Raw genomic sequence first — 16,434 nt, 5'->3', positions numbered from 1 at the left:
GCCGCGCCCTGCGGGGCGCGGCATCTATTCGGCCTGCCGCATTACCGCTTTCGCCATGGCTGCTCGGCCAATGTTGTGACATTTCAATTACTTCATCATTTGTCGCATACACAGCAACTGCAGGCAGGTACTATCCTGTCTGTCCGTTAACGGCATTATCACCGCCTAAAAACGGATTACACTCTTCTACCGGGGTCAAACTTGTTCGACGTTGCGCTTCTGTCAGTGCCTCTTATGGCGGCTGTTGTTGGTTGGCTGACCAACTGGCTGGCCATCCAGATGTCCTTCTATCCGGTGCAGTTCATCGGGGTGGGGCTGATAGGGTGGCAGGGCGTTATTCCCCGCAAAGCGGAAAAGATGGCGCATATCTGCATCGACAGGACGCTTCGGCAGTTCGGCGACCTCAACGCTGTCTACCAGAAGCTTGAACCGCAGCGCATCGTTGAGCAGGTGATTTCCCAGGTGACCCCGCGGATGGATGAGTACATCGATGAGGTTATGTACGAAATCCAGCCGGTCCTTTGGGACAACCTTCCGTTATTTGTCAGAAACCGGATTTATCAGTGGGCCCGTGAACAGCTGCCCTCCAGGGTAGAGGAGCTGGTGGAGGACTTTGGTGACGATCTGGACGAGTTGGTCGACCTCAAGGCTCTGCTCAGCCGCGAACTCGAAAAACATCCGGACATGATGAACCGGATTTTCCAGCAAGCCGGTGCGGTGGAGCTTCAGTCTGTGATCAACCGAGGTGCGGTTATCGGAGGCATTCTTGGCGCTCTCCTTGTGCCCTTATGGACCCGCTATCCGGAGCCCTGGCTGCTGCCGCTGGGCGGCTTCGTGGTCGGTTTCGTGACCAACTGGATTGCCATCAACCTGATTTTCGCGCCGCTCAAGCCCCGACGAATCCTGTTTTGGAAGGTTCAGGGTTTGTTTTTGCGCAGGCAGCCAGAAATCAGTGATGTCTGGGCCAGGCTGGTGGCGGAGGAACTGATTACTGTAGAGAAGGTTGCCGACGCCATGATCAACGGCAGCCACGGTGACAGAACCCGTGCGATTATCCAGAAACACCTTCGCCCCTTACTGGACAACTCTGTCATCATGAAGCTGACGGCGCAGGTCACCGTTGGTATGACGGGTTACACCGAGCTCAAGAAAGCCATGAACCAGAAGGCGGTACTGGCTACGCGTGACGTGTTCAGTGACCCGGCTTTTAACCGTGAGCGGGCACCTGTGGTAGCCGAAGTTCTGTCCGGCCAGATGAAAGCGCTGAAACCCGATGAATTCCAGGACATCCTGCGCCCTGCGTTCCGGGAAGAAGAGGTCCAGTTGATGATTGTGGGCGGTATTTTTGGTGCCCTGGCAGGGCTACTCCAGTTCGTTTCCCTGAACTATCTGAATTTCTAGCCGGAATGAATCCCGTTATCGGGAGTACAAGGAGGAAGGCCATGCCTTTTTGGCTAACACTGACAATCCAGATTCTTGCAACCGTTGGCGCCGTGCTTGTCACTCTCTGGGGGTTCTGGCGTTTCGTGGTCCGTCCATACCTCGATGCCAGGGTGGCGGAACTGATTGAGGCCGGCCGGGAAATCGAACCGGCGGTGACTCGCGGTGTAAAAAAGGGTGTGGCAGATACCATCCGGGAACTGCCAGAAAGCGCCCTTGACGGCACCGTTAAAGAATCGACCCGCCAGTTCCTGAAATTTGGCTCTGGCCTGTTTGAGAACGGCCTGAGCAGCTTCCTTGGCAGTGCAGCGGACCTGGAACGCAACAGGCAGAAGGACGGCGCTGCCTCAAAGGACTCTAAAGACAGTTAGTTGGCCTTGGCAGCCCCGCAATCCTGCAGGCGGTCTTTGCAGGGGTGCCGGGAAACAGCTGCATCAGGTAGATGCTGTTCCCCTTATCCTCGCCGAGCGCTTCTTTGACCGCCTTCACAAACAGGCGATTAGAGGGTGGCGACATTTCATGCTCTTTATAAAAAGATCTAAGAAACTTTATGATTTCCCAGTGTTTTTCTGTGAGATCCACGTCGTCCTCGGCAGCGATGGCCGTCGCGACACCTTCGGTCCACGTCTGGGCGTCTTCAAGAAAGCCTTCGTTGTTTCGTTGTGGCATTGCATTACTGACCATGGTTTACCAACTGATTACCCGTTGTGCCTGCAATGAAAGCGTTACCATCTCCGCAAAGTCCACAGAACTGACGTTGCCGCTCAGATCTCCCAGTCCGCGCGCCTCGACGTCCGGAATGAGCGCAAAGACCTTGCTGGCGCCCGGCAGAAGGTTCCCGCGTGCCAGCAACAGCACGCCGTTGCCGGTCAGAAGAAGGCCGTCTTCTGCAGACATCATTTCAACGCACCGCGCGGCCCGGGGATGATCGGGGGATTTGTTCAATATGTGCAATGTCTGGATGTCAGTCATCTGAGCTAACCTGCAAATGCGGTGTGGTCATAGTCAGTGAGGAGATCGGCATCAGCATCTACCAGGGTGACGCCTTCAATCAGCGAATGCTCATCGAGGCCGTAGGCAATACAGGCAGCCCGATCAGCCAGGATCGCGTCCATGCCGAATATCGGTGCTGCAGCGAGATTCTTCTCCACAGACTTCTGTTCAATGCCTCCGGCGTGCTGAGTCTGTCTCAGCCAGTTAACGCCAGGCCCGGTGAATAGCAGGGATGCCGACTGGTCGAAGGCTGCCAGCGAAAACGCCATATCCAGTGCTTCCCGTCCGGTCCACGCGCCGTAGGGAGGCTGGTCAATCATGATCAGTGTGGTCATGGTCAGTCTCCAGCGTGGAAATAAAGCGTGCGCGTGGATTTGATTCGCCCCTCGACCCATTCTCCGAGGCCAGCGATTTCAAACGGGGCCCGAAGATTGGCCGAAGGCAATTCATAGCGTTTCTGTTCGGTTTCGTTGACGAGGCCACGACGCAGCGCGGAGGCAATGCATGCCACACCGGGAATCTTGTGCTGAGTCAGAAACCGGGACCATTCGTCTGGCCAGTGGGTTTCGTCAGACGGCGGCGCGCAGAGCGCAGAGGCCAAATGGACCCCGTCACCGTAGAGGAACACCCGGTCAATCTGATGGCCAGCATCTACCGCTGCCTTCGCAAAGCCGAGAGCAGTCTGGGGCGCCTGAGACGAGTAGGGCGCGCCAGTAATTACCAGGGTAAAGGTTTCGGACATGGTTCCTGTTCGTTATAAGTCTGCAAGACAATGACTTTCAGTTTACCGAAAGCAAAAACCCCGGCAACTGCCGGGGTTTCGAAGCGGCTGATTCAGCCTGGTATCAATCTTCGCCACTGAACGCAGACAGCAGGTGCAGCAGGCTGACGAACAGGTTGTAGATGGATACATACAGACCAACAGTGGCGATGACGTAGTTACGCTCACCACCCTTGATGATCTGGCTGGTCTCGAACAGGATCATGATCGAAGCAAAGATCGTGAAGCCGGCGGACACTGCCAGATGCAGAACAGAGCTCTCCATCAGGAAGGACAGAAGCATGGCACCGATCAGTACAAACGCACCAGCGGTCAGGAAGCTGGACATGAAGCTGAAGTCTTTCTTGGTGATGATGGCCGTGGCAGACAGACCAACAAACGCAACTGCGGTCAGTGTCAGCGCCTGGGCGACAATCGAGGAAGCGCCGGCAGCTACGAAGGCGCCAATGATCGGACCCAGGGTGTATCCCATGAACCCGGTCAGGGCGAAGGTAGTCACGATGCCCCAGGGGCTGTTTTTCAACTTATAGGTTGCGAACAGCAGCCCAATGTATCCCACGATGGTGATCAGGAAGCCCGGGTGGGTTCCGTTCATGTTCAGGAATGCTGTCAGCGCCGAAAAGGCGAGTGTCATGCCAAGCAGCATATAGGTGTTGCGCAACACCTTCATCGCATCATCGCTGATGCCTGTGGTCGCGCGCTCCGTCTGGGGAGTCGAATAGGCTCCCTGAGAGTTCTGAACGCCGAATCGTCTGTCTTCCATTGTCATCTCCGTTTATAACGACTGGATACTGGTTCCCATAATAGTGTCAGATACGCAACTTTCAATCATTTACGACAGGAAAACGTCTTCCGGATTCCATTAAAAACCGTTAATGTTGAAAAATGCGGCGGGTTTTATGCAGAGCGTTGACAGCACAGGCAATTCCGGTATCATGCTCACCGCTGTCGCAATGACGGCGAATGGAAAAACCGGTGGGCTGGCAGAGTGGCTGAATGCAGCGGTCTTGAAAACCGCCGAAGGTTAGTAGCCTTCCCGGGGTTCGAATCCCTGGCCCACCGCCATTTTTCCTCTTACCTTTCTTTCTTCCGAATCTCCTGTTCCCCACGTGATATTTCCCGTCATAACGACGTGGTTATCCCTACTTGGTTTGAAGCCAGTTAACCCTCATTATCCTTGCACAGAGACTATGAGAGGGTGTTATGGGCGAATTTCAGAATCATCAAACATCTGATACCGGTTCGGCCGAACGCCGGAACCGCAAGTTTTCCGTGTCCGCAAATCGGGGCAGGGCGAGCCATAAGGTGCGTTATGTGGAGGCTGGCGGCGCCGCCGTTGATACGGGCGAATGCACGTTCTGTCAGTCTGTACCGGATCTTTCAGAGGGCTTTGAAGGCAAGGAGGGAAACCGGGGCAGCTGACGCAGCCCCGGCTATAACTCGGGGGCGGATCAGAGATCCCGGCCCGGATAGATTGCTTCTTTCTGCTCGGCTGCCCGCTGCTGGCGAGCTGCCAGAGCCTCTGGCTCGTTCTTTGGCACCTGCCAGCCTTCCAGATTTTCCTCGATCAGTTTTACCAGGGCTTCGATGTGCCCGGGTGTGGCGTTCAGCGCTGTGATGTAGCTGAACCCTTCACCGCCGGCCTCCATGAAGTACTCACGGTTTTCTTCGTCGATTTCCTCAATGGTTTCGAGGCAATCGGATGAAAAGCCGGGGCAGAATACGTCGATGGATTTGACGCCTTTGCCTGGCAGGGACTTCAGGGTTTCATCCGTGTAGGGCTTGAGCCACTCTTCCTTGCCAAAGCGGGATTGGAACGTGGTCATGTAGTCCTCTTTGCTCAGGCCCAGCCGCTCAGCCAGCAGGCGAGACGTTTTGTGGCACTCGCAGTGATAAGGATCGCCCTTGGTCAGGTACTTGAGCGGCACGCCATGGTAGGAAAATACCAGCTTCTGGTTGCGTCCATGGTTGGCCCAGTGCGCCTCGATATGGCGCGCCATGGCTTCAATGTACGGAGGATAATCCGGGTAGTGAGAAATGAAACGGAAATCGGGCAGCCAGCGCCGTTTCGAGAAATCCTTGGCAATGGCATCGAAGGTGGAGGCCGAGGTCGACGCGGAGTATTGGGGGTAAAGTGGCAGAACCAGCAGTTTCCGTACGCCCTGTTCCTGCATCTCATCAAGAACCCGGGAAATTGAGGGGTTGCCGTAGCGCATCGCAAAGCCGACGACCACGTTAGGGCCGTACTTGCGCTTGAGTGCCTCTCGGATACCCTCAGCCTGCTTTGCAGTGTGCAGCAGCAGGGGAGAGCCCTCCGGCTGCCAGACGCTTGAGTAAGCCTCTGCGCTTCGCTTGGGACGAATTCTCAGGATCACACCGTGAAGGATCAGCCACCAGAGCGGCCGCGGCAATTCGACCACCCGGGGGTCCGAGAGAAATTCAGCCAGGTAGCGACGGAGGGCCGAGGTTGTTGGCGCATCCGGTGTCCCCAGGTTGGTAACCAGCACTCCCAATCGGTCAGACTGGTTGTGGCTGAAATTCTCTGAACCTTTGTATTGCATGCGGTAGATCCTGAACGTTGGTTAGGCGGTGGCAGTGTCAGCCTTTGTCGGCGGCCTGCTGCGCCATTCTTGGTGCAAGGCCGGAAATGTCGTAACCGGCGTTGCGTGCTTTGGTAAAAATCTCATCGGCTGATGTGTTTCTGGCCGCGCTCAGAGCCCAGAGCACGGTGCAGCGGGTCCCGGAACGACAGAATGCCAGTACGGGTTTTTCGGCGTCCCGGATCATCGGCGCGAAGCGGTTTACGTCGTCGTCAGTGATGTTTCCCGACTCCACCGGCATGTATACCCACTCAAGGCCCTGTTCCCTGGCGGCGGCTTCAATATCCGCCATGGCAGGCTGGCCCGGCTCTTCGTGGTCAGGGCGATTTGCTACGAGAGTCTTGAACCCCAGCTTCGCGGCTTCTGCCACGTCTTCAATGGAAATCTGCGGGGCTACCGAAATGTTGTCGTCGATTTTTCTGATATCCATGGATGTCGTTCTCCGAATCGGGTGGTGGAGCTGCCGCCATGATCGCACAGCCCCCGGGCTGTGTCAGAATGGCGGCGGGTAAATTTACAGAAAATACTTACACTTTCGCACGGTTGCGCTCAATGACTTCGAAAATGCCCATGCCCGCAACCATGGCCGCAACAAACACCGCCGCCTTGGTTTCACCGGCACCGAGCGCGACCAGTCCCGGCCCGGGGCAGAAGCCGGCGATACCCCAGCCAACGCCGAACATAAGACCCCCGAGTACCAATCGTTTATCGATATGGGCACTGGTGGGCATTTTCATGTGGAACCCGAGGAAGGAAAGGGTGCGCTTGCGGGCAACAGCAAACGCGACCACACCCACCATGATGGCGCCGCCCATCACAAACGCCAGTGAAGGATCCCAAAGGCCTGCGATATCAAGGAAGCCGAGCACCTTTTCAGGATTGGCCATGCCGGAAACGATAAGCCCCATTCCGAAGACAAGGCCAGCAAACAGAGAAGCAAGAGAAAATTTCATGGCGTCACACCCCCATCAGGTGACGAATCACGTACACGGTGACAAATCCGGCAGCCATGAAGCTCATCGTGACTGCCAGCGAGCGCAGCGATAGGCGGGACAGACCGCAAACCCCGTGTCCACTGGTACAGCCGGAACCATATCGGGTGCCGATCCCCACCAACAGCCCCGCAACAATGAGCGCGGGATAGCCGGCCTCGATTTCGATAGGGGGAAGCTCTGTAGCCAGTACCCAGACTGCCGGTGCACCAATCAGTCCGGCAAGGAACGCCACGCGCCAGGCAATATCGCCTTTTGCCGGTGAAAGAAGTCCGCCAAGAATGCCACTGATGCCTGCAATCCGCCCGTTGAGAAGCAGAAAGCTGGCGGCAGCTATGCCCACCAGTATGCCACCCGCCAACGCTGACCAGGGGGTGAAGTTACTCCACGCAATTTCAATCATCTGATACTCCGAATTTTATAGACTTTCATTTTGGAATAAGCATATATCTTGGGGCAATAATAACAAAAAAAAGCCCGGCAAAGGATGCCGGGCAGAGGCGTGCGAGTAGTATCCATGAAAGACTTCCAGACAAACCGGCATCAGCAGGGACGCCGGTATTGGGAAGTATTGACTATATTTTGAACACTTCAAGCGAGACTCACTTTCGTTTGAAAACATTTTTTCATATCGGATGCGTCTTTATACTGCCGCCTTTCGTTGCGCGGGTTCCAGGCCGACTGAAATCCGGGCCAAGCTGTAATACAATGGCGGTTAGAAAGAACTATCCGCACTCCCGAGGTTGTACATGTCTGACGAGAACGACAATAAGCCGGAGAATGATCCGCAACTGGCGGCAAAAATCAAGGGTTCAGCCCGCCAGATCTGGCTGGCCGGGTTGGGCGCCTATACCAAAGCCGAGGAAGATACTGGCCGTTTCTTCGAGCGTCTTGTGCAGGAAGGTGAGCAGCTCGAGAACAAAACCCGGGGCGTCGTCGAAAAGCAGATCAAGTCCGTGGAAGATCGGGTTGAAGGGGTTCGGGAGCGAGCCACTGGCACCTGGGATCGGCTTGAGCACATGTTTGATGAACGGGTGTCCGGTGCCCTGAGACGTCTGGGCATACATCGCCGTGAAGAAATCGAATCTATGGAGCGGCGTATTGAAGCCCTTGAATCAGAACTTGCCCGCCTGCGGAAACGTGCCGGTGACGACGAAGAATAACGTTACGGCTCAGAGATAATCCCGGCTCATCAGCCGGGCTTCCTCCCGGTCGGCCGGCGCAAGGTAGGGCAGCACCAGGTGCATCATCTGGTAAACACCCCGCCCCGGATCCACTGCCTCCCGGTCATCCAGGTGAGAGAGCGTATCGAAAGCACTCCAATAACAGGCGGTTAGCGTCAACTGCTCACAAAGAGAATCAAGCTCTTCCTGCTCAATCGCCATAATGCCCTGGCGTCGAAAGCTCTCGCAAATCGTCTTGAAAGCCAGTCTTTTCTTTTTCTGGATGCGCTTGAATCGTACCTGCAGCTGATCGTACCGGGACAACACGTTCACCAGATCCTGATAGAGGAACCGGTAGCGGGCTACGGTCTCGAACAGCAGGTGCAGAAAGAACCCCTGCTGGTCGAGGCTGATGTCGGCGTCTTCCGGAACCGCCAACAAGTCGACCATGTCGTGTTCGTACTGATCGAAGATTTCCTCGACAATATCGCCTTTGCTCTTGAAGTGGTAATAGAGGTTACCCGGGCTGATATCCATCTCATCAGAGATCAGCAGGGTGGTGACATTGGGTTCGCCGACGGTGTTAAACAGCGCCAGGCTGGTCTGGAGTATACGGTCGCGGGTTTTGATTTTTTTCATATCGCGCCGGGCCAGCCCCTAGAGCTCGAAGCTCGCCCAGACCGGACAGTGGTCGGACGGCCTTTCCATGGCTCGAATGTCGTAGGAAACACCCGCTTTCCGGGCTTTGGGCAGCAGGCTGTCACTGGCCATGATCAGATCAATCCGCAGACCACGCTTGGGGTCTCGCTCGAAACCCTTGCTGCGGTAGTCAAACCAGCTGAAAGTGTCCGCTTCATCAGGATGAAGGTGCCGGAACACATCGGTATAACCGCGAGACTCGACCTGGCCCAGCCATTCCCGTTCCTCCGGGAGGAAAGAGCATTTACCGGTTCGTAGCCAGCGTTTGGCGTTGTCGGCGCCAATGCCAATGTCTTTATCGGTTGGAGAGATGTTCATATCCCCCATCACCACCACGTAGCCGCCCGCTTTCTTGAGCTCGTCCAGGTAACGCATCAGATCCCCGTAGAACTTCTCCTTGGCAGGAAACTTCACCGGATGGTCACGGCTTTCACCCTGGGGAAAATAGCCGTTGATCACCGTCAGCTTTTCGCCATTGACCGTGAAATGGCCGGTAATCAGCCTGCGCTGGGAATCCTCACCATCCCACGGGTAGCCTTTGACAACCTCCTCCGGCTCCGCTTTTGAGAGCAGGGCAACGCCATAGTGGGTTTTTTGCCCGTGGAAATGCACGTGGTAGCCAAGGTCCCGGATTGCTTCTACCGGAAAGTCGTCGTCCTGAACCTTGGTTTCCTGAAGGCCGATAAAATCCGGTGCGAGGGCGTCTATTACGGCTTCAAGCTGGTGCAGGCGGGTGCGGATACTGTTGACGTTGAAAGAGACGAACATCATTTCAAAATACTCTCCGGCGTTGATTCCCGTCGGAGTTTACCATACTGACCCCCGGGGTCTGCCTTGGCAGGGGCGACAGTTTCAGGGGGTCAGTTCACAATCCGGGGTGGTATTCACTTTATAGCGGATATGGGCGGTGTAGTTTTCATCCTGGTTTTTCCGGATATTGGTGAGGCCCAGATAGTCGGAAAGGGCACCCGAGTTGCTGTAACCCAGCACGATGGGGTCGACCAGGAAACGCAGCACCATGCCGGTAGGGCGTATCTGTACGACATGGTCAGCATTCACCCGGTCGTTCTCGACCCGTTCCAGAACGAAACCATAATGCTCGCCCCGGGTAGGTCCAAGAAACCGGAATTCAACCGGCTCGCCAGCCACAACACTCTGCCAATTCTGACGTACGAAGTTATCGAACCCGGCATCCACAACGGTAGTTTCCGGGTATGTCACCTCGAATTGCTCTGAATCGCCGCCTGGCGTCTGCCAGTCGATCACCAAAGTGTCGGGTGCAGGGTAGGTGATCTGCATTTCTTCACTGAATGTCGGCTGAACGAAGTCTACGGACGGACGCAGTACTGAAACCTCGTATTCAAGGTCTTTGCGGGCGAATGACTCGTCCGCGTCCGGTTTGAAGTAGGTCACCTCGTGTTGCCGGGGCCGGAATACGCCTTCCTCACAGGTACCATCAACGGAATGGCGCTCTTCGTAAATAACGTTGCCGTCTCCCGTGCTTGCGGTACCGATGAAACTGAAATCTGCGGCCGCGGCCGGCCCTGCGACTGCCAACAGCGCCACGTAAACTGACCAGGTAGCGCGTTTCATCGAACCAGCTCCGGGTATAGGGTCTTACGGGCAAACAAGAGCAGTGGAAAAACGACCAGCCAGCCGAAAGCGAGCGCAATCAGCGAGGGTATCAATTCCGGAAGCTCCACTGCGCCGAGCTGGCTTGCGGACCAGTAGGCGAACGGACCAGCAAAGGGCGCAAGCACGAACGGCAGCCAGGCCTTCTTGCTGATCCAGTCCAGAGAATGACTGAGGGTGGTCATGAAAATGGCCCAGATGGCCACCAGCCACGGTGGTGTCAGCATTATCTGGCCGGTGCCGTCGTCCAGAATACCGGTCTGGAACCAGATGCCGTCCAGAACGGAACCAACCACGGTGCCCAGGCCAATGAACTGCAATTCGGTCATCCGGTTCTGGCTGACCAGCACAAAATGCAGGATCAGAAACACCACGACGATCCCGGCACCGATCAGTCCCGGATAGAACACGCAGGCGAACCAGCCTGCCTGGAAAAGCAGGAAGTTCAGTACGTTACGAGCCGTTTCTGAGGCTATCATACGCTCAAGATATTCTCGCGTTTGTTGCCGGGCTTGGCGAACACCAGCTGAGCCACGCCAATGGCGCGTTCGCTGAAGCCCGCCTCACAATAGGCAAAGTAAAAGTGCCACAGCCGTCGGAATGCCTCGTCGTAACCCATTGATTCCAGTTTATCGCGCTGGGCCATGAAGCGGTCACACCAGTCACGAAGTGTACGGGCATAGTGGAAACCGGTGTCTTCGGCATGGGTCAGCACCAGCTTGCTTTCCTTGCGAACCGATTCGAGGATCGCTCCGAACGAAGGAATAAAGCTGCCGGGGAATATGAAGCGCTGGATGAAGTCCACGTTCTTCAGGGCCCTCTGGTAGCGCTGTTCCGGCATGTTGATGGCCTGTACAAGCGCCAGACCATCCGGCTTGAGCAGGGCGTTAATCTGGGAGAAGTAGCTGTCCAGGAACTGCGGGCCAACGGCCTCGATCATCTCGATGGAGACCAGCTTGTCGAACTGGCCCTCAAGATCACGGTAATCGTCGAACAGGAGGGTGATACGGTCTTCCAGACTTTCCTTCTGAACTCGCTCTTGCGCCAACTCCAGCTGCTCTCTGGAAATGGTCGTCGTGGTCACGTGGCAGCCGTAATGCCTGGCAGCGTGGATAGCGAAACCGCCCCAGCCGGTGCCGATTTCAATCACCTTGTCACCCGGTTGGAGATCCAGTTTCTGGCAGATGGTGTCCAGCTTGTGAATAGCGGCTTCTTCGAGCGTGGATTCGGCACTCGGGTAGATGGCCGAGGAATACATCATGGTCGGGTCGAGGAAGGTCTCGAACAGGTCGTTGCCCAGATCATAATGGGCACTGATGTTCTTCCGGGAGCCTTCTTTGGTGTTGCGGTTCAGCCAGTGCAAACCTTTGAGAGCCGGCTTGGTAACCCAGCTGAACCGGTCTTCAAACTCATTCATGCGGTCGACATTGCGGGTAAAGAACCGGAGCAGGGCCACCAGATCCGGTGTCGACCAGTCACCGGCCACATACGCCTCTGCTGCTCCAACGCTTCCGCCGGTCAGCAGGTCCCGCCAGGTGCTGTGATCATGGACAATCAGTTCGGCAGGCTGGTATTGGCTGTTGCCGTCTCCGAAAACCAGGTCATCAAACCCGGATTCCTTTACCGTCAGCTGTCCTTCGCCCAGTAACCGGAGCTGCTGAATCACCAGCGTCCTCGCAAACCGGCTGAGGGCCGGCAGGCTGCCGGAGCCGGATGAGGTGTTTTCAAGCGAAGTATTCAGGTTCTCCATGAGCTTACCCTTCCGCGAATCTTGTCATTGGTCTCGGAGCTGGTGACATCCAGCCCGGAATCATCGTGCCCACGGCGGTAGGCACTGTCGTCTTCGGGAAGTTTGTCCGGATGGCTGTAAAACGGTGCCCCCTTCAGCTTGAGACGGAGCGCATGCCAGTAAATGCCTGCCACAACCTTGAACGCCTCAAGCGGAAACTTTCGAAGACTTCTATGCACATCTTTACGATTGAGAGGGGTGCGTTGGACTACCAGCGTGGCATCAAAATGCTTGCGACCTTCCTCCAGAACATTCATGTGAATTCTCAGCTCCGGGCCCCGGAAACTGAATGTCCACTCGTAATGCTGGTTCATGCCATTGAACGGCGACACATGAAAGCGCTTGCTGAAGCCAAACTGCTCGGTGCGCCAACCGGCCTGGTTGGGTTCCGCTCCTGTGGTCTCCAGGCAATAGGCATGTCGATCGTGCCAGGGTGTGTTGGTAATCTGGGCAACGATCACTTTGGGAACCACACCATCAGCGGGGCATTCCCCGGACCGGTAGCAGAAATAGAAACTGACCGGATTGAAGACATAGCCGAAGTAGCGGGGGTGGGTAATCAGTTGCACTTCGCCGTCGGGGCGCCAGCCGGTGGCCTCTTCCACGTGATCGCGAACAGCCACCGACAGGTCGTCGGTTTCCGGGCGAAAGTAATCCTTGCGCTTCAGGGAGATCCAGTTGAATCGTTCCAGGGAGAAAAGCGGACTGATCCCGGCAACCTTGCCCCACTCATCGGTGTCCAGGGCCAGCATGCCGGTGCTGTAGCTGAATTCGTGTTGCACCGGGTACTTCCGTCTGTGCCGGACAGTACCCTCCAGCCACTGGCTGTTCATGGTCAAAGCTCCACCCCGAAGGCCTCGGTTACCCGCAGCGCACTGCGGACACCGTCTTCATGGAATCCGTTGAACCAGTAGGCGCCACAGTAATGGGTGCGATTCTGGTTGCCGATTTCATCGTAGCGTTCCTGGGCTGCCACCGCATCCAGGGTGAACACCGGGTGAGCGTACTCAAAGCGCTTGATCACCTTGTCGGGATCGATATCGCGGCTGCGATTGAGGGTCACGCAGAAGGTTTCTGGAGCATCGTGGAAGTTCTGCAGAATGTTCATGTTGTAGGTAACGGAGACAGGTTCCGTGCTGTGGGTCGGGATAAAGTAGTTCCAGGCAGCCCAGGCGCGGCGATTGTCCGGCAACACGCTGCTGTCGGTATGAAGCACCACATCGTTGTTCTGGTAAGCCATGGCGCCCAGGATATCCCGCTCTTTGTCAGTCGGGTCTCCAAGCATGGCCAGCGCCTGATCGCTGTGGCACGCAAAGATCACCTGGTCGAAGTGATGATCCTGGCCCTTTACCGAGACGGTCACACCGTCTTCATCTCTGACCACCCTCTCGACAGGGCTGTTCAGGTGCGTGGCGTCGCCCAGGCGCTCCATCATCTTTTTGACGTACTGGGCAGAACCTCCGGAAATCACCCGCCACGTGGGTCGGTCATCCACGGACAGCATGCCGTGGTTGTTGAAGAACTGCAGGAAGAACCGGATGGGAAACTGCTCCAGAATGATCTCCGGTGCTGACCAGATGGCCGCACCCATGGGCACGATGTAGTAATTCCGGAAGTAACGGGAATACCCATTCCGGTTCAGATATTCGCCAAGAGTTTCCTCATTGTTGATGTTGCCCGCCTCAAGGTCTGCCCGGGTTTCCTTGTTGAAGCGCAGAATCTCCCGCACCATTTTCAGGAACGGCAGGTTAAGCAGGTTCCGGCGCTGGGCGAACAGGGTGTTCAGGCTGGTGCCGTTGTATTGCAGGCCGGTGCTGCTGCAATCCACGCTGAAGCTCATGTCGCTCACTTCCGATGGCACGCCAAGCCGGTCCATCAACTTGATGAAATTGGGATAGGTCCAGTCGTTGAACACGATAAACCCCGTGTTGACCGGCCAGGTTCGGCCACCGGCTTCAACCTGCTCGGTGTTGGTGTGACCGCCGGCATAGTCGCCTGCTTCAAAAACCTCAACCTCGTGTTTCTCGGCCAAAAGCCAGGCAGCCGTGAGGCCGGAAACGCCGGCCCCAATGACAGCAATTCGCTGACGCTCACTACTCATTCATTGTTTTCCTGTTCGGTGTTGCTTTTACGGGCCATAGAGGCCGACATGCGGTCAATCAGGGGCCGGGGAAGGGCGCCCAGCACCTTCAGCATCCAGGTGAAGCGCTTGGGGAAGGCAATTTCGTTGTGTCCACGGGCCAGGCCGCTGACAATCCGCTCCGCCGCATCCTCGGCTGAGACCAGAAAGGGCATGGGGAAATCGTTGCGGTCGGTCAGCGGGGTTTTCACGAAGCCCGGTGAGACCACCACAACGTCGATACCCTCGGCGTCGAGATCTGCCCTGAGGGCATGGGCAAAGTAGGTCAGGGCCGCTTTGGAAGCGCCGTAACCTTCTGCCCGGCCAAAGGGAAACCACCAGGCTGAGGAGCTGACGATCACCAGGGTGGCCGGTTGCCCCTTTGCCCGACTCCGTCGAAGCGCGGGCAGCGCAATATCCAGGCAACGGGCTGTGCCAATCACGTTGGTGTTGATGTTTTTCTCGATCACGTCACTGCTGTAGTGGGCTATCTCGAGATACTCACAGGTGCCGGCGTTGAGAATCACCATGTTCAGATCACCGTGGCTCTCCAGCGTCCCGGCAATCGATTGAAGATCCTCCTTGCTGGTGGTGTCTGCGGCAGCCGGGATAATACGTTCGGGCGCAACGGAGGCAAGCTCTTCGAGCGCCTCCTTACGTCGGCCGGTAATAACAAGCCGGTGGCCACCGCGTGCCAGAGCGCGGGTAACGGATTCGCCAATACCCGAGCTTGCGCCGGTAATCCAGATATTCGAGGTTTCCTGAAGTCGATCACTCATCCTGCCTGATCCTTGATCCAGCGAATGACCCTGCCAACCACGGGCAGGTTTTCGTAGAGCATTTCCCCTGCGTCAAAGTAATCGCGGTGGTAGCACACCATGCCATCACGGATTTCGAGGTGGCTGATGCCCTGAACCTGAACTTCACGGCCCTTGCGAATGCGCTTGTGCCGCAAATGCATCACCCAGGGCACGGCAGCAAATTCGCCCTGGACAACCGCGTCCCCAAACTCGAAGTGACAGGAGATGACGTTCGCATAGGCACCGGCGAAATAGCGGGTCAATTCGTCAAGCCCGGTCACAGCGCTTAAAGGGTCCTGAAAACGGATATCTTCGCTGTACACCTGGGACAGCTTGTTAAGATTGCCTTTATCAAGCTCGTTGAACAGCGCCCGGAAACTATCGAGCGTTGCCGGCACCGCCGAGTTACGCGTACCTACTTCGATCTTTGAGGCGGTTGTCATTGCCTGCTCCTCCTCATTCTATCCAGTTCGCGTGTTTCTTCCTGAATATGTTTGGGTATCGGGTTCAGCTCCCAGATGATGCCGAGCTTGGACATCAGCCAGAGGCCGTACCAGGTGATGTCTATCTCATACCACCGGAAGCCCTGGCGCACTGACTGGGGCCACCGGTGATGGTTGTTGTGCCAGCCCTCGCCAAGCGTAAGCAGGGCCAGCCAGAAGTTGTTACGGCTGTCGTCCGATGTCTCGAACCGGCGCTTGCCCCAGACGTGGGAGAGTGAATTAATGGAGACAGTGGCATGGAACAGCACCACCGTCGAAATAAAGAAGCCCCAGACCAGCAATTGCAGGCCATTGGTTCCCAGGCCCGGCGCCCAGGCCGCCAGGGCTTCACCCAGCGCATAGATGCCGACAGCCGCCAGAGCAGGCACCAGGGAATCGAACCGGTTAATCAGCTTGAGCTCGGGGAATTTCAGCCAGTCCCGGATTCGCCGTTCGTCGGTCGCGAATCCGGCGTCACAGGTGAACCAGCCCATGTGCGACCACCAGAACCCGCCCTGATGGGGCGAGTGAAGATCCTGCTCGTCATCGGAATGCTGATGATGATGGCGGTGATGAGCCGCCCACCAAAGAGGTCCTCGCTGGGCCGCGCTGGCCCCGAGAACGGCAAATACGAACTGGGCCGGGCGGCTGGTTTTGAATGTCTTGTGGGCGAAGTAACGGTGGTAAAATCCGGTAATCGCGAACATGCGCACCAGGAAGAAGGCGATCGCAAACCCCACGGCGAATGCGCTGGCGCCGGTGTAAATGGCCAGAAGGCAGGCCAGATGGAGTGCTATGAACGGAATAACTCGCAGGAAATTGAACGATCTGGAGGTGGTGTCAATGTGATCCGAACCTGCTTCGGAATCGAACCACCTCAAAATATTTGTAAGCAAATGCTGCACTCGGGTCATACCCTGATTGCCCTTTCTTTACTGATGGAA

General features: G+C 56.5%; 22 protein-coding genes and 1 tRNA gene. 4 read left to right on the top strand and 19 right to left on the bottom strand.

The genetic code is table 11. The features are described 5' to 3' along the window. The first annotated feature begins 201 nt into the window (after nt 1-201). Nucleotides 202-1,401: a hypothetical protein gene (locus tag KYE_RS06675; RefSeq protein ID WP_008171683.1), complete on the top strand. Its 1,200-nt coding sequence runs from the start codon at nt 202-204 to the stop codon at nt 1,399-1,401. A 41-nt stretch (nt 1,402-1,442) separates the two neighbouring features. Further along, the gene (locus tag KYE_RS06670) at nt 1,443-1,811 is read left to right on the top strand and encodes a hypothetical protein (RefSeq protein ID WP_008171682.1); all 369 of its coding nucleotides are present in this window, start codon (nt 1,443-1,445) and stop codon (nt 1,809-1,811) included. On the opposite strand, the gene KYE_RS06665 is transcribed toward KYE_RS06670, so the two are convergent. The 5 genes from KYE_RS06665 to KYE_RS06645 form a co-directional block, all read right to left on the bottom strand. Further along, on the bottom strand, nt 1,798-2,124 hold the full coding sequence (locus tag KYE_RS06665) for a TusE/DsrC/DsvC family sulfur relay protein (RefSeq protein ID WP_008171680.1): 327 nt from the start codon (nt 2,122-2,124) through the stop codon (nt 1,798-1,800). The genes KYE_RS06670 and KYE_RS06665 overlap by 14 nt on opposite strands. 3 nt (nt 2,125-2,127) lie before the next feature. Further along, nucleotides 2,128-2,412: a sulfurtransferase complex subunit TusB gene (tusB, locus tag KYE_RS06660; RefSeq protein ID WP_008171678.1), complete on the bottom strand. Its 285-nt coding sequence runs from the start codon at nt 2,410-2,412 to the stop codon at nt 2,128-2,130. Nucleotides 2,413-2,417: 5 nt separating this feature from the next. After that, a complete protein-coding gene (locus KYE_RS06655) occupies nt 2,418-2,768 on the bottom strand; it encodes a DsrE family protein (protein ID WP_008171676.1) in 351 nt (116 codons plus the stop codon). 2 nt (nt 2,769-2,770) lie between these two features. Beyond that, nucleotides 2,771-3,175 (bottom strand): sulfurtransferase complex subunit TusD, encoded by a 405-nt coding sequence (gene tusD / locus KYE_RS06650; protein WP_008171675.1) that lies wholly within the window; start codon nt 3,173-3,175, stop codon nt 2,771-2,773. 103 nt (nt 3,176-3,278) lie between these two features. Continuing rightward, the gene (locus KYE_RS06645) at nt 3,279-3,977 is read right to left on the bottom strand and encodes a Bax inhibitor-1/YccA family protein (protein ID WP_008171674.1); all 699 of its coding nucleotides are present in this window, start codon (nt 3,975-3,977) and stop codon (nt 3,279-3,281) included. A gap of 211 nt (nt 3,978-4,188) precedes the next feature. On the opposite strand from KYE_RS06645, the gene KYE_RS06640 reads away from it, so the two are divergent. After that, nucleotides 4,189-4,279 (top strand) — tRNA-Ser (locus KYE_RS06640). Between the two features lie 386 nt (nt 4,280-4,665). Here KYE_RS06640 and hemH read toward each other — a convergent pair. The 4 genes from hemH to KYE_RS06615 all read right to left on the bottom strand — a co-directional run bounded on the left by hemH (nt 4,666) and on the right by KYE_RS06615 (nt 7,209). Next, nucleotides 4,666-5,775 (bottom strand): ferrochelatase, encoded by a 1,110-nt coding sequence (gene hemH, locus KYE_RS06630; protein ID WP_008171672.1) that lies wholly within the window; start codon nt 5,773-5,775, stop codon nt 4,666-4,668. A gap of 37 nt (nt 5,776-5,812) precedes the next feature. Then, the gene (locus KYE_RS06625; protein WP_008171670.1) at nt 5,813-6,244 is read right to left on the bottom strand and encodes a TIGR01244 family sulfur transferase; all 432 of its coding nucleotides are present in this window, start codon (nt 6,242-6,244) and stop codon (nt 5,813-5,815) included. A 97-nt stretch (nt 6,245-6,341) separates the two neighbouring features. Next, nucleotides 6,342-6,767 (bottom strand): YeeE/YedE family protein, encoded by a 426-nt coding sequence (locus tag KYE_RS06620; protein WP_008171667.1) that lies wholly within the window; start codon nt 6,765-6,767, stop codon nt 6,342-6,344. Between the two features lie 4 nt (nt 6,768-6,771). Then, nucleotides 6,772-7,209, bottom strand: a complete 438-nt coding sequence (locus KYE_RS06615; RefSeq protein ID WP_008171666.1) for a YeeE/YedE family protein — start codon at nt 7,207-7,209, stop codon at nt 6,772-6,774. 346 nt (nt 7,210-7,555) lie between these two features. On the opposite strand from KYE_RS06615, the gene KYE_RS06610 reads away from it, so the two are divergent. Beyond that, complete coding sequence (locus tag KYE_RS06610) at nt 7,556-7,969, top strand: phasin family protein (protein WP_008171665.1); 414 nt, start codon at nt 7,556-7,558, stop codon at nt 7,967-7,969. A 9-nt stretch (nt 7,970-7,978) separates the two neighbouring features. Here the strand turns inward: KYE_RS06610 and KYE_RS06605 are convergent, their stop codons facing one another. From KYE_RS06605 to KYE_RS06560, 10 genes are all read right to left on the bottom strand, one after another. Then, nucleotides 7,979-8,608 carry a TetR/AcrR family transcriptional regulator gene (locus KYE_RS06605; protein WP_008171664.1) on the bottom strand — a complete coding sequence of 210 codons (630 nt, stop codon included), beginning with the start codon at nt 8,606-8,608 and terminating at the stop codon, nt 7,979-7,981. An 18-nt stretch (nt 8,609-8,626) separates the two neighbouring features. Further along, the gene (gene xthA, locus KYE_RS06600; RefSeq protein WP_008171663.1) at nt 8,627-9,439 is read right to left on the bottom strand and encodes an exodeoxyribonuclease III; all 813 of its coding nucleotides are present in this window, start codon (nt 9,437-9,439) and stop codon (nt 8,627-8,629) included. 81 nt (nt 9,440-9,520) lie between these two features. Beyond that, nucleotides 9,521-10,261 carry a hypothetical protein gene (locus KYE_RS06595; RefSeq protein WP_008171662.1) on the bottom strand — a complete coding sequence of 247 codons (741 nt, stop codon included), beginning with the start codon at nt 10,259-10,261 and terminating at the stop codon, nt 9,521-9,523. After that, nucleotides 10,258-10,779 carry a DUF2878 domain-containing protein gene (locus tag KYE_RS06590; RefSeq protein ID WP_008171660.1) on the bottom strand — a complete coding sequence of 174 codons (522 nt, stop codon included), beginning with the start codon at nt 10,777-10,779 and terminating at the stop codon, nt 10,258-10,260. The genes KYE_RS06595 and KYE_RS06590 overlap by 4 nt, the downstream gene beginning before the upstream one ends. Next, complete coding sequence (locus KYE_RS06585) at nt 10,776-12,050, bottom strand: SAM-dependent methyltransferase (protein WP_008171659.1); 1,275 nt, start codon at nt 12,048-12,050, stop codon at nt 10,776-10,778. Before KYE_RS06585 ends, KYE_RS06590 begins: the two co-directional genes overlap by 4 nt. Next, nucleotides 12,038-12,922, bottom strand: a complete 885-nt coding sequence (locus KYE_RS06580; RefSeq protein ID WP_008171657.1) for a DUF1365 domain-containing protein — start codon at nt 12,920-12,922, stop codon at nt 12,038-12,040. Before KYE_RS06580 ends, KYE_RS06585 begins: the two co-directional genes overlap by 13 nt. A 2-nt stretch (nt 12,923-12,924) precedes the next feature. Further along, on the bottom strand, nt 12,925-14,190 hold the full coding sequence (locus tag KYE_RS06575; RefSeq protein ID WP_008171656.1) for an NAD(P)/FAD-dependent oxidoreductase: 1,266 nt from the start codon (nt 14,188-14,190) through the stop codon (nt 12,925-12,927). After that, nucleotides 14,187-14,987 (bottom strand): SDR family NAD(P)-dependent oxidoreductase, encoded by an 801-nt coding sequence (locus KYE_RS06570; RefSeq protein WP_008171654.1) that lies wholly within the window; start codon nt 14,985-14,987, stop codon nt 14,187-14,189. The genes KYE_RS06575 and KYE_RS06570 overlap by 4 nt, the downstream gene beginning before the upstream one ends. Continuing rightward, nucleotides 14,984-15,451 carry a nuclear transport factor 2 family protein gene (locus KYE_RS06565; protein WP_008171653.1) on the bottom strand — a complete coding sequence of 156 codons (468 nt, stop codon included), beginning with the start codon at nt 15,449-15,451 and terminating at the stop codon, nt 14,984-14,986. Before KYE_RS06565 ends, KYE_RS06570 begins: the two co-directional genes overlap by 4 nt. Further along, a complete protein-coding gene (locus tag KYE_RS06560) occupies nt 15,448-16,404 on the bottom strand; it encodes an acyl-CoA desaturase (protein ID WP_008171652.1) in 957 nt (318 codons plus the stop codon). Before KYE_RS06560 ends, KYE_RS06565 begins: the two co-directional genes overlap by 4 nt. Between the last annotated feature and the right edge of the window lie 30 nt (nt 16,405-16,434).

It is taken from the genome of Marinobacter manganoxydans MnI7-9, assembly GCF_000235625.1.
Lineage (GTDB): Bacteria > Pseudomonadota > Gammaproteobacteria > Pseudomonadales > Oleiphilaceae > Marinobacter > Marinobacter manganoxydans.
This window is presented reverse-complemented; position numbering and strand designations above follow the sequence as displayed.

What these genes read in the sequence shown, in the direction of transcription:
- KYE_RS06580 (WP_008171657.1), bottom strand. Translation starts at nt 12,922, where the DNA reads ATGAACAGCCAGTGGCTGGAGGGTACTGTCCGGCACAGACGGAAGTAC.
- KYE_RS06645 (WP_008171674.1), bottom strand. Translation starts at nt 3,977, where the DNA reads ATGGAAGACAGACGATTCGGCGTTCAGAACTCTCAGGGAGCCTATTCG.
- KYE_RS06615 (WP_008171666.1), bottom strand. Translation starts at nt 7,209, where the DNA reads ATGATTGAAATTGCGTGGAGTAACTTCACCCCCTGGTCAGCGTTGGCG.
- KYE_RS06655 (WP_008171676.1), bottom strand. Translation starts at nt 2,768, where the DNA reads ATGACCACACTGATCATGATTGACCAGCCTCCCTACGGCGCGTGGACC.
- KYE_RS06585 (WP_008171659.1), bottom strand. Translation starts at nt 12,050, where the DNA reads ATGGAGAACCTGAATACTTCGCTTGAAAACACCTCATCCGGCTCCGGC.
- xthA (WP_008171663.1), bottom strand. Translation starts at nt 9,439, where the DNA reads ATGATGTTCGTCTCTTTCAACGTCAACAGTATCCGCACCCGCCTGCAC.
- KYE_RS06565 (WP_008171653.1), bottom strand. Translation starts at nt 15,451, where the DNA reads ATGACAACCGCCTCAAAGATCGAAGTAGGTACGCGTAACTCGGCGGTG.
- KYE_RS06620 (WP_008171667.1), bottom strand. Translation starts at nt 6,767, where the DNA reads ATGAAATTTTCTCTTGCTTCTCTGTTTGCTGGCCTTGTCTTCGGAATG.
- KYE_RS06570 (WP_008171654.1), bottom strand. Translation starts at nt 14,987, where the DNA reads ATGAGTGATCGACTTCAGGAAACCTCGAATATCTGGATTACCGGCGCA.
- tusD (WP_008171675.1), bottom strand. Translation starts at nt 3,175, where the DNA reads ATGTCCGAAACCTTTACCCTGGTAATTACTGGCGCGCCCTACTCGTCT.
- KYE_RS06610 (WP_008171665.1), top strand. Translation starts at nt 7,556, where the DNA reads ATGTCTGACGAGAACGACAATAAGCCGGAGAATGATCCGCAACTGGCG.
- hemH (WP_008171672.1), bottom strand. Translation starts at nt 5,775, where the DNA reads ATGCAATACAAAGGTTCAGAGAATTTCAGCCACAACCAGTCTGACCGA.
- KYE_RS06670 (WP_008171682.1), top strand. Translation starts at nt 1,443, where the DNA reads ATGCCTTTTTGGCTAACACTGACAATCCAGATTCTTGCAACCGTTGGC.
- KYE_RS06665 (WP_008171680.1), bottom strand. Translation starts at nt 2,124, where the DNA reads ATGGTCAGTAATGCAATGCCACAACGAAACAACGAAGGCTTTCTTGAA.
- tusB (WP_008171678.1), bottom strand. Translation starts at nt 2,412, where the DNA reads ATGACTGACATCCAGACATTGCACATATTGAACAAATCCCCCGATCAT.
- KYE_RS06560 (WP_008171652.1), bottom strand. Translation starts at nt 16,404, where the DNA reads ATGACCCGAGTGCAGCATTTGCTTACAAATATTTTGAGGTGGTTCGAT.
- KYE_RS06605 (WP_008171664.1), bottom strand. Translation starts at nt 8,608, where the DNA reads ATGAAAAAAATCAAAACCCGCGACCGTATACTCCAGACCAGCCTGGCG.
- KYE_RS06625 (WP_008171670.1), bottom strand. Translation starts at nt 6,244, where the DNA reads ATGGATATCAGAAAAATCGACGACAACATTTCGGTAGCCCCGCAGATT.
- KYE_RS06575 (WP_008171656.1), bottom strand. Translation starts at nt 14,190, where the DNA reads ATGAGTAGTGAGCGTCAGCGAATTGCTGTCATTGGGGCCGGCGTTTCC.
- KYE_RS06590 (WP_008171660.1), bottom strand. Translation starts at nt 10,779, where the DNA reads ATGATAGCCTCAGAAACGGCTCGTAACGTACTGAACTTCCTGCTTTTC.
- KYE_RS06595 (WP_008171662.1), bottom strand. Translation starts at nt 10,261, where the DNA reads ATGAAACGCGCTACCTGGTCAGTTTACGTGGCGCTGTTGGCAGTCGCA.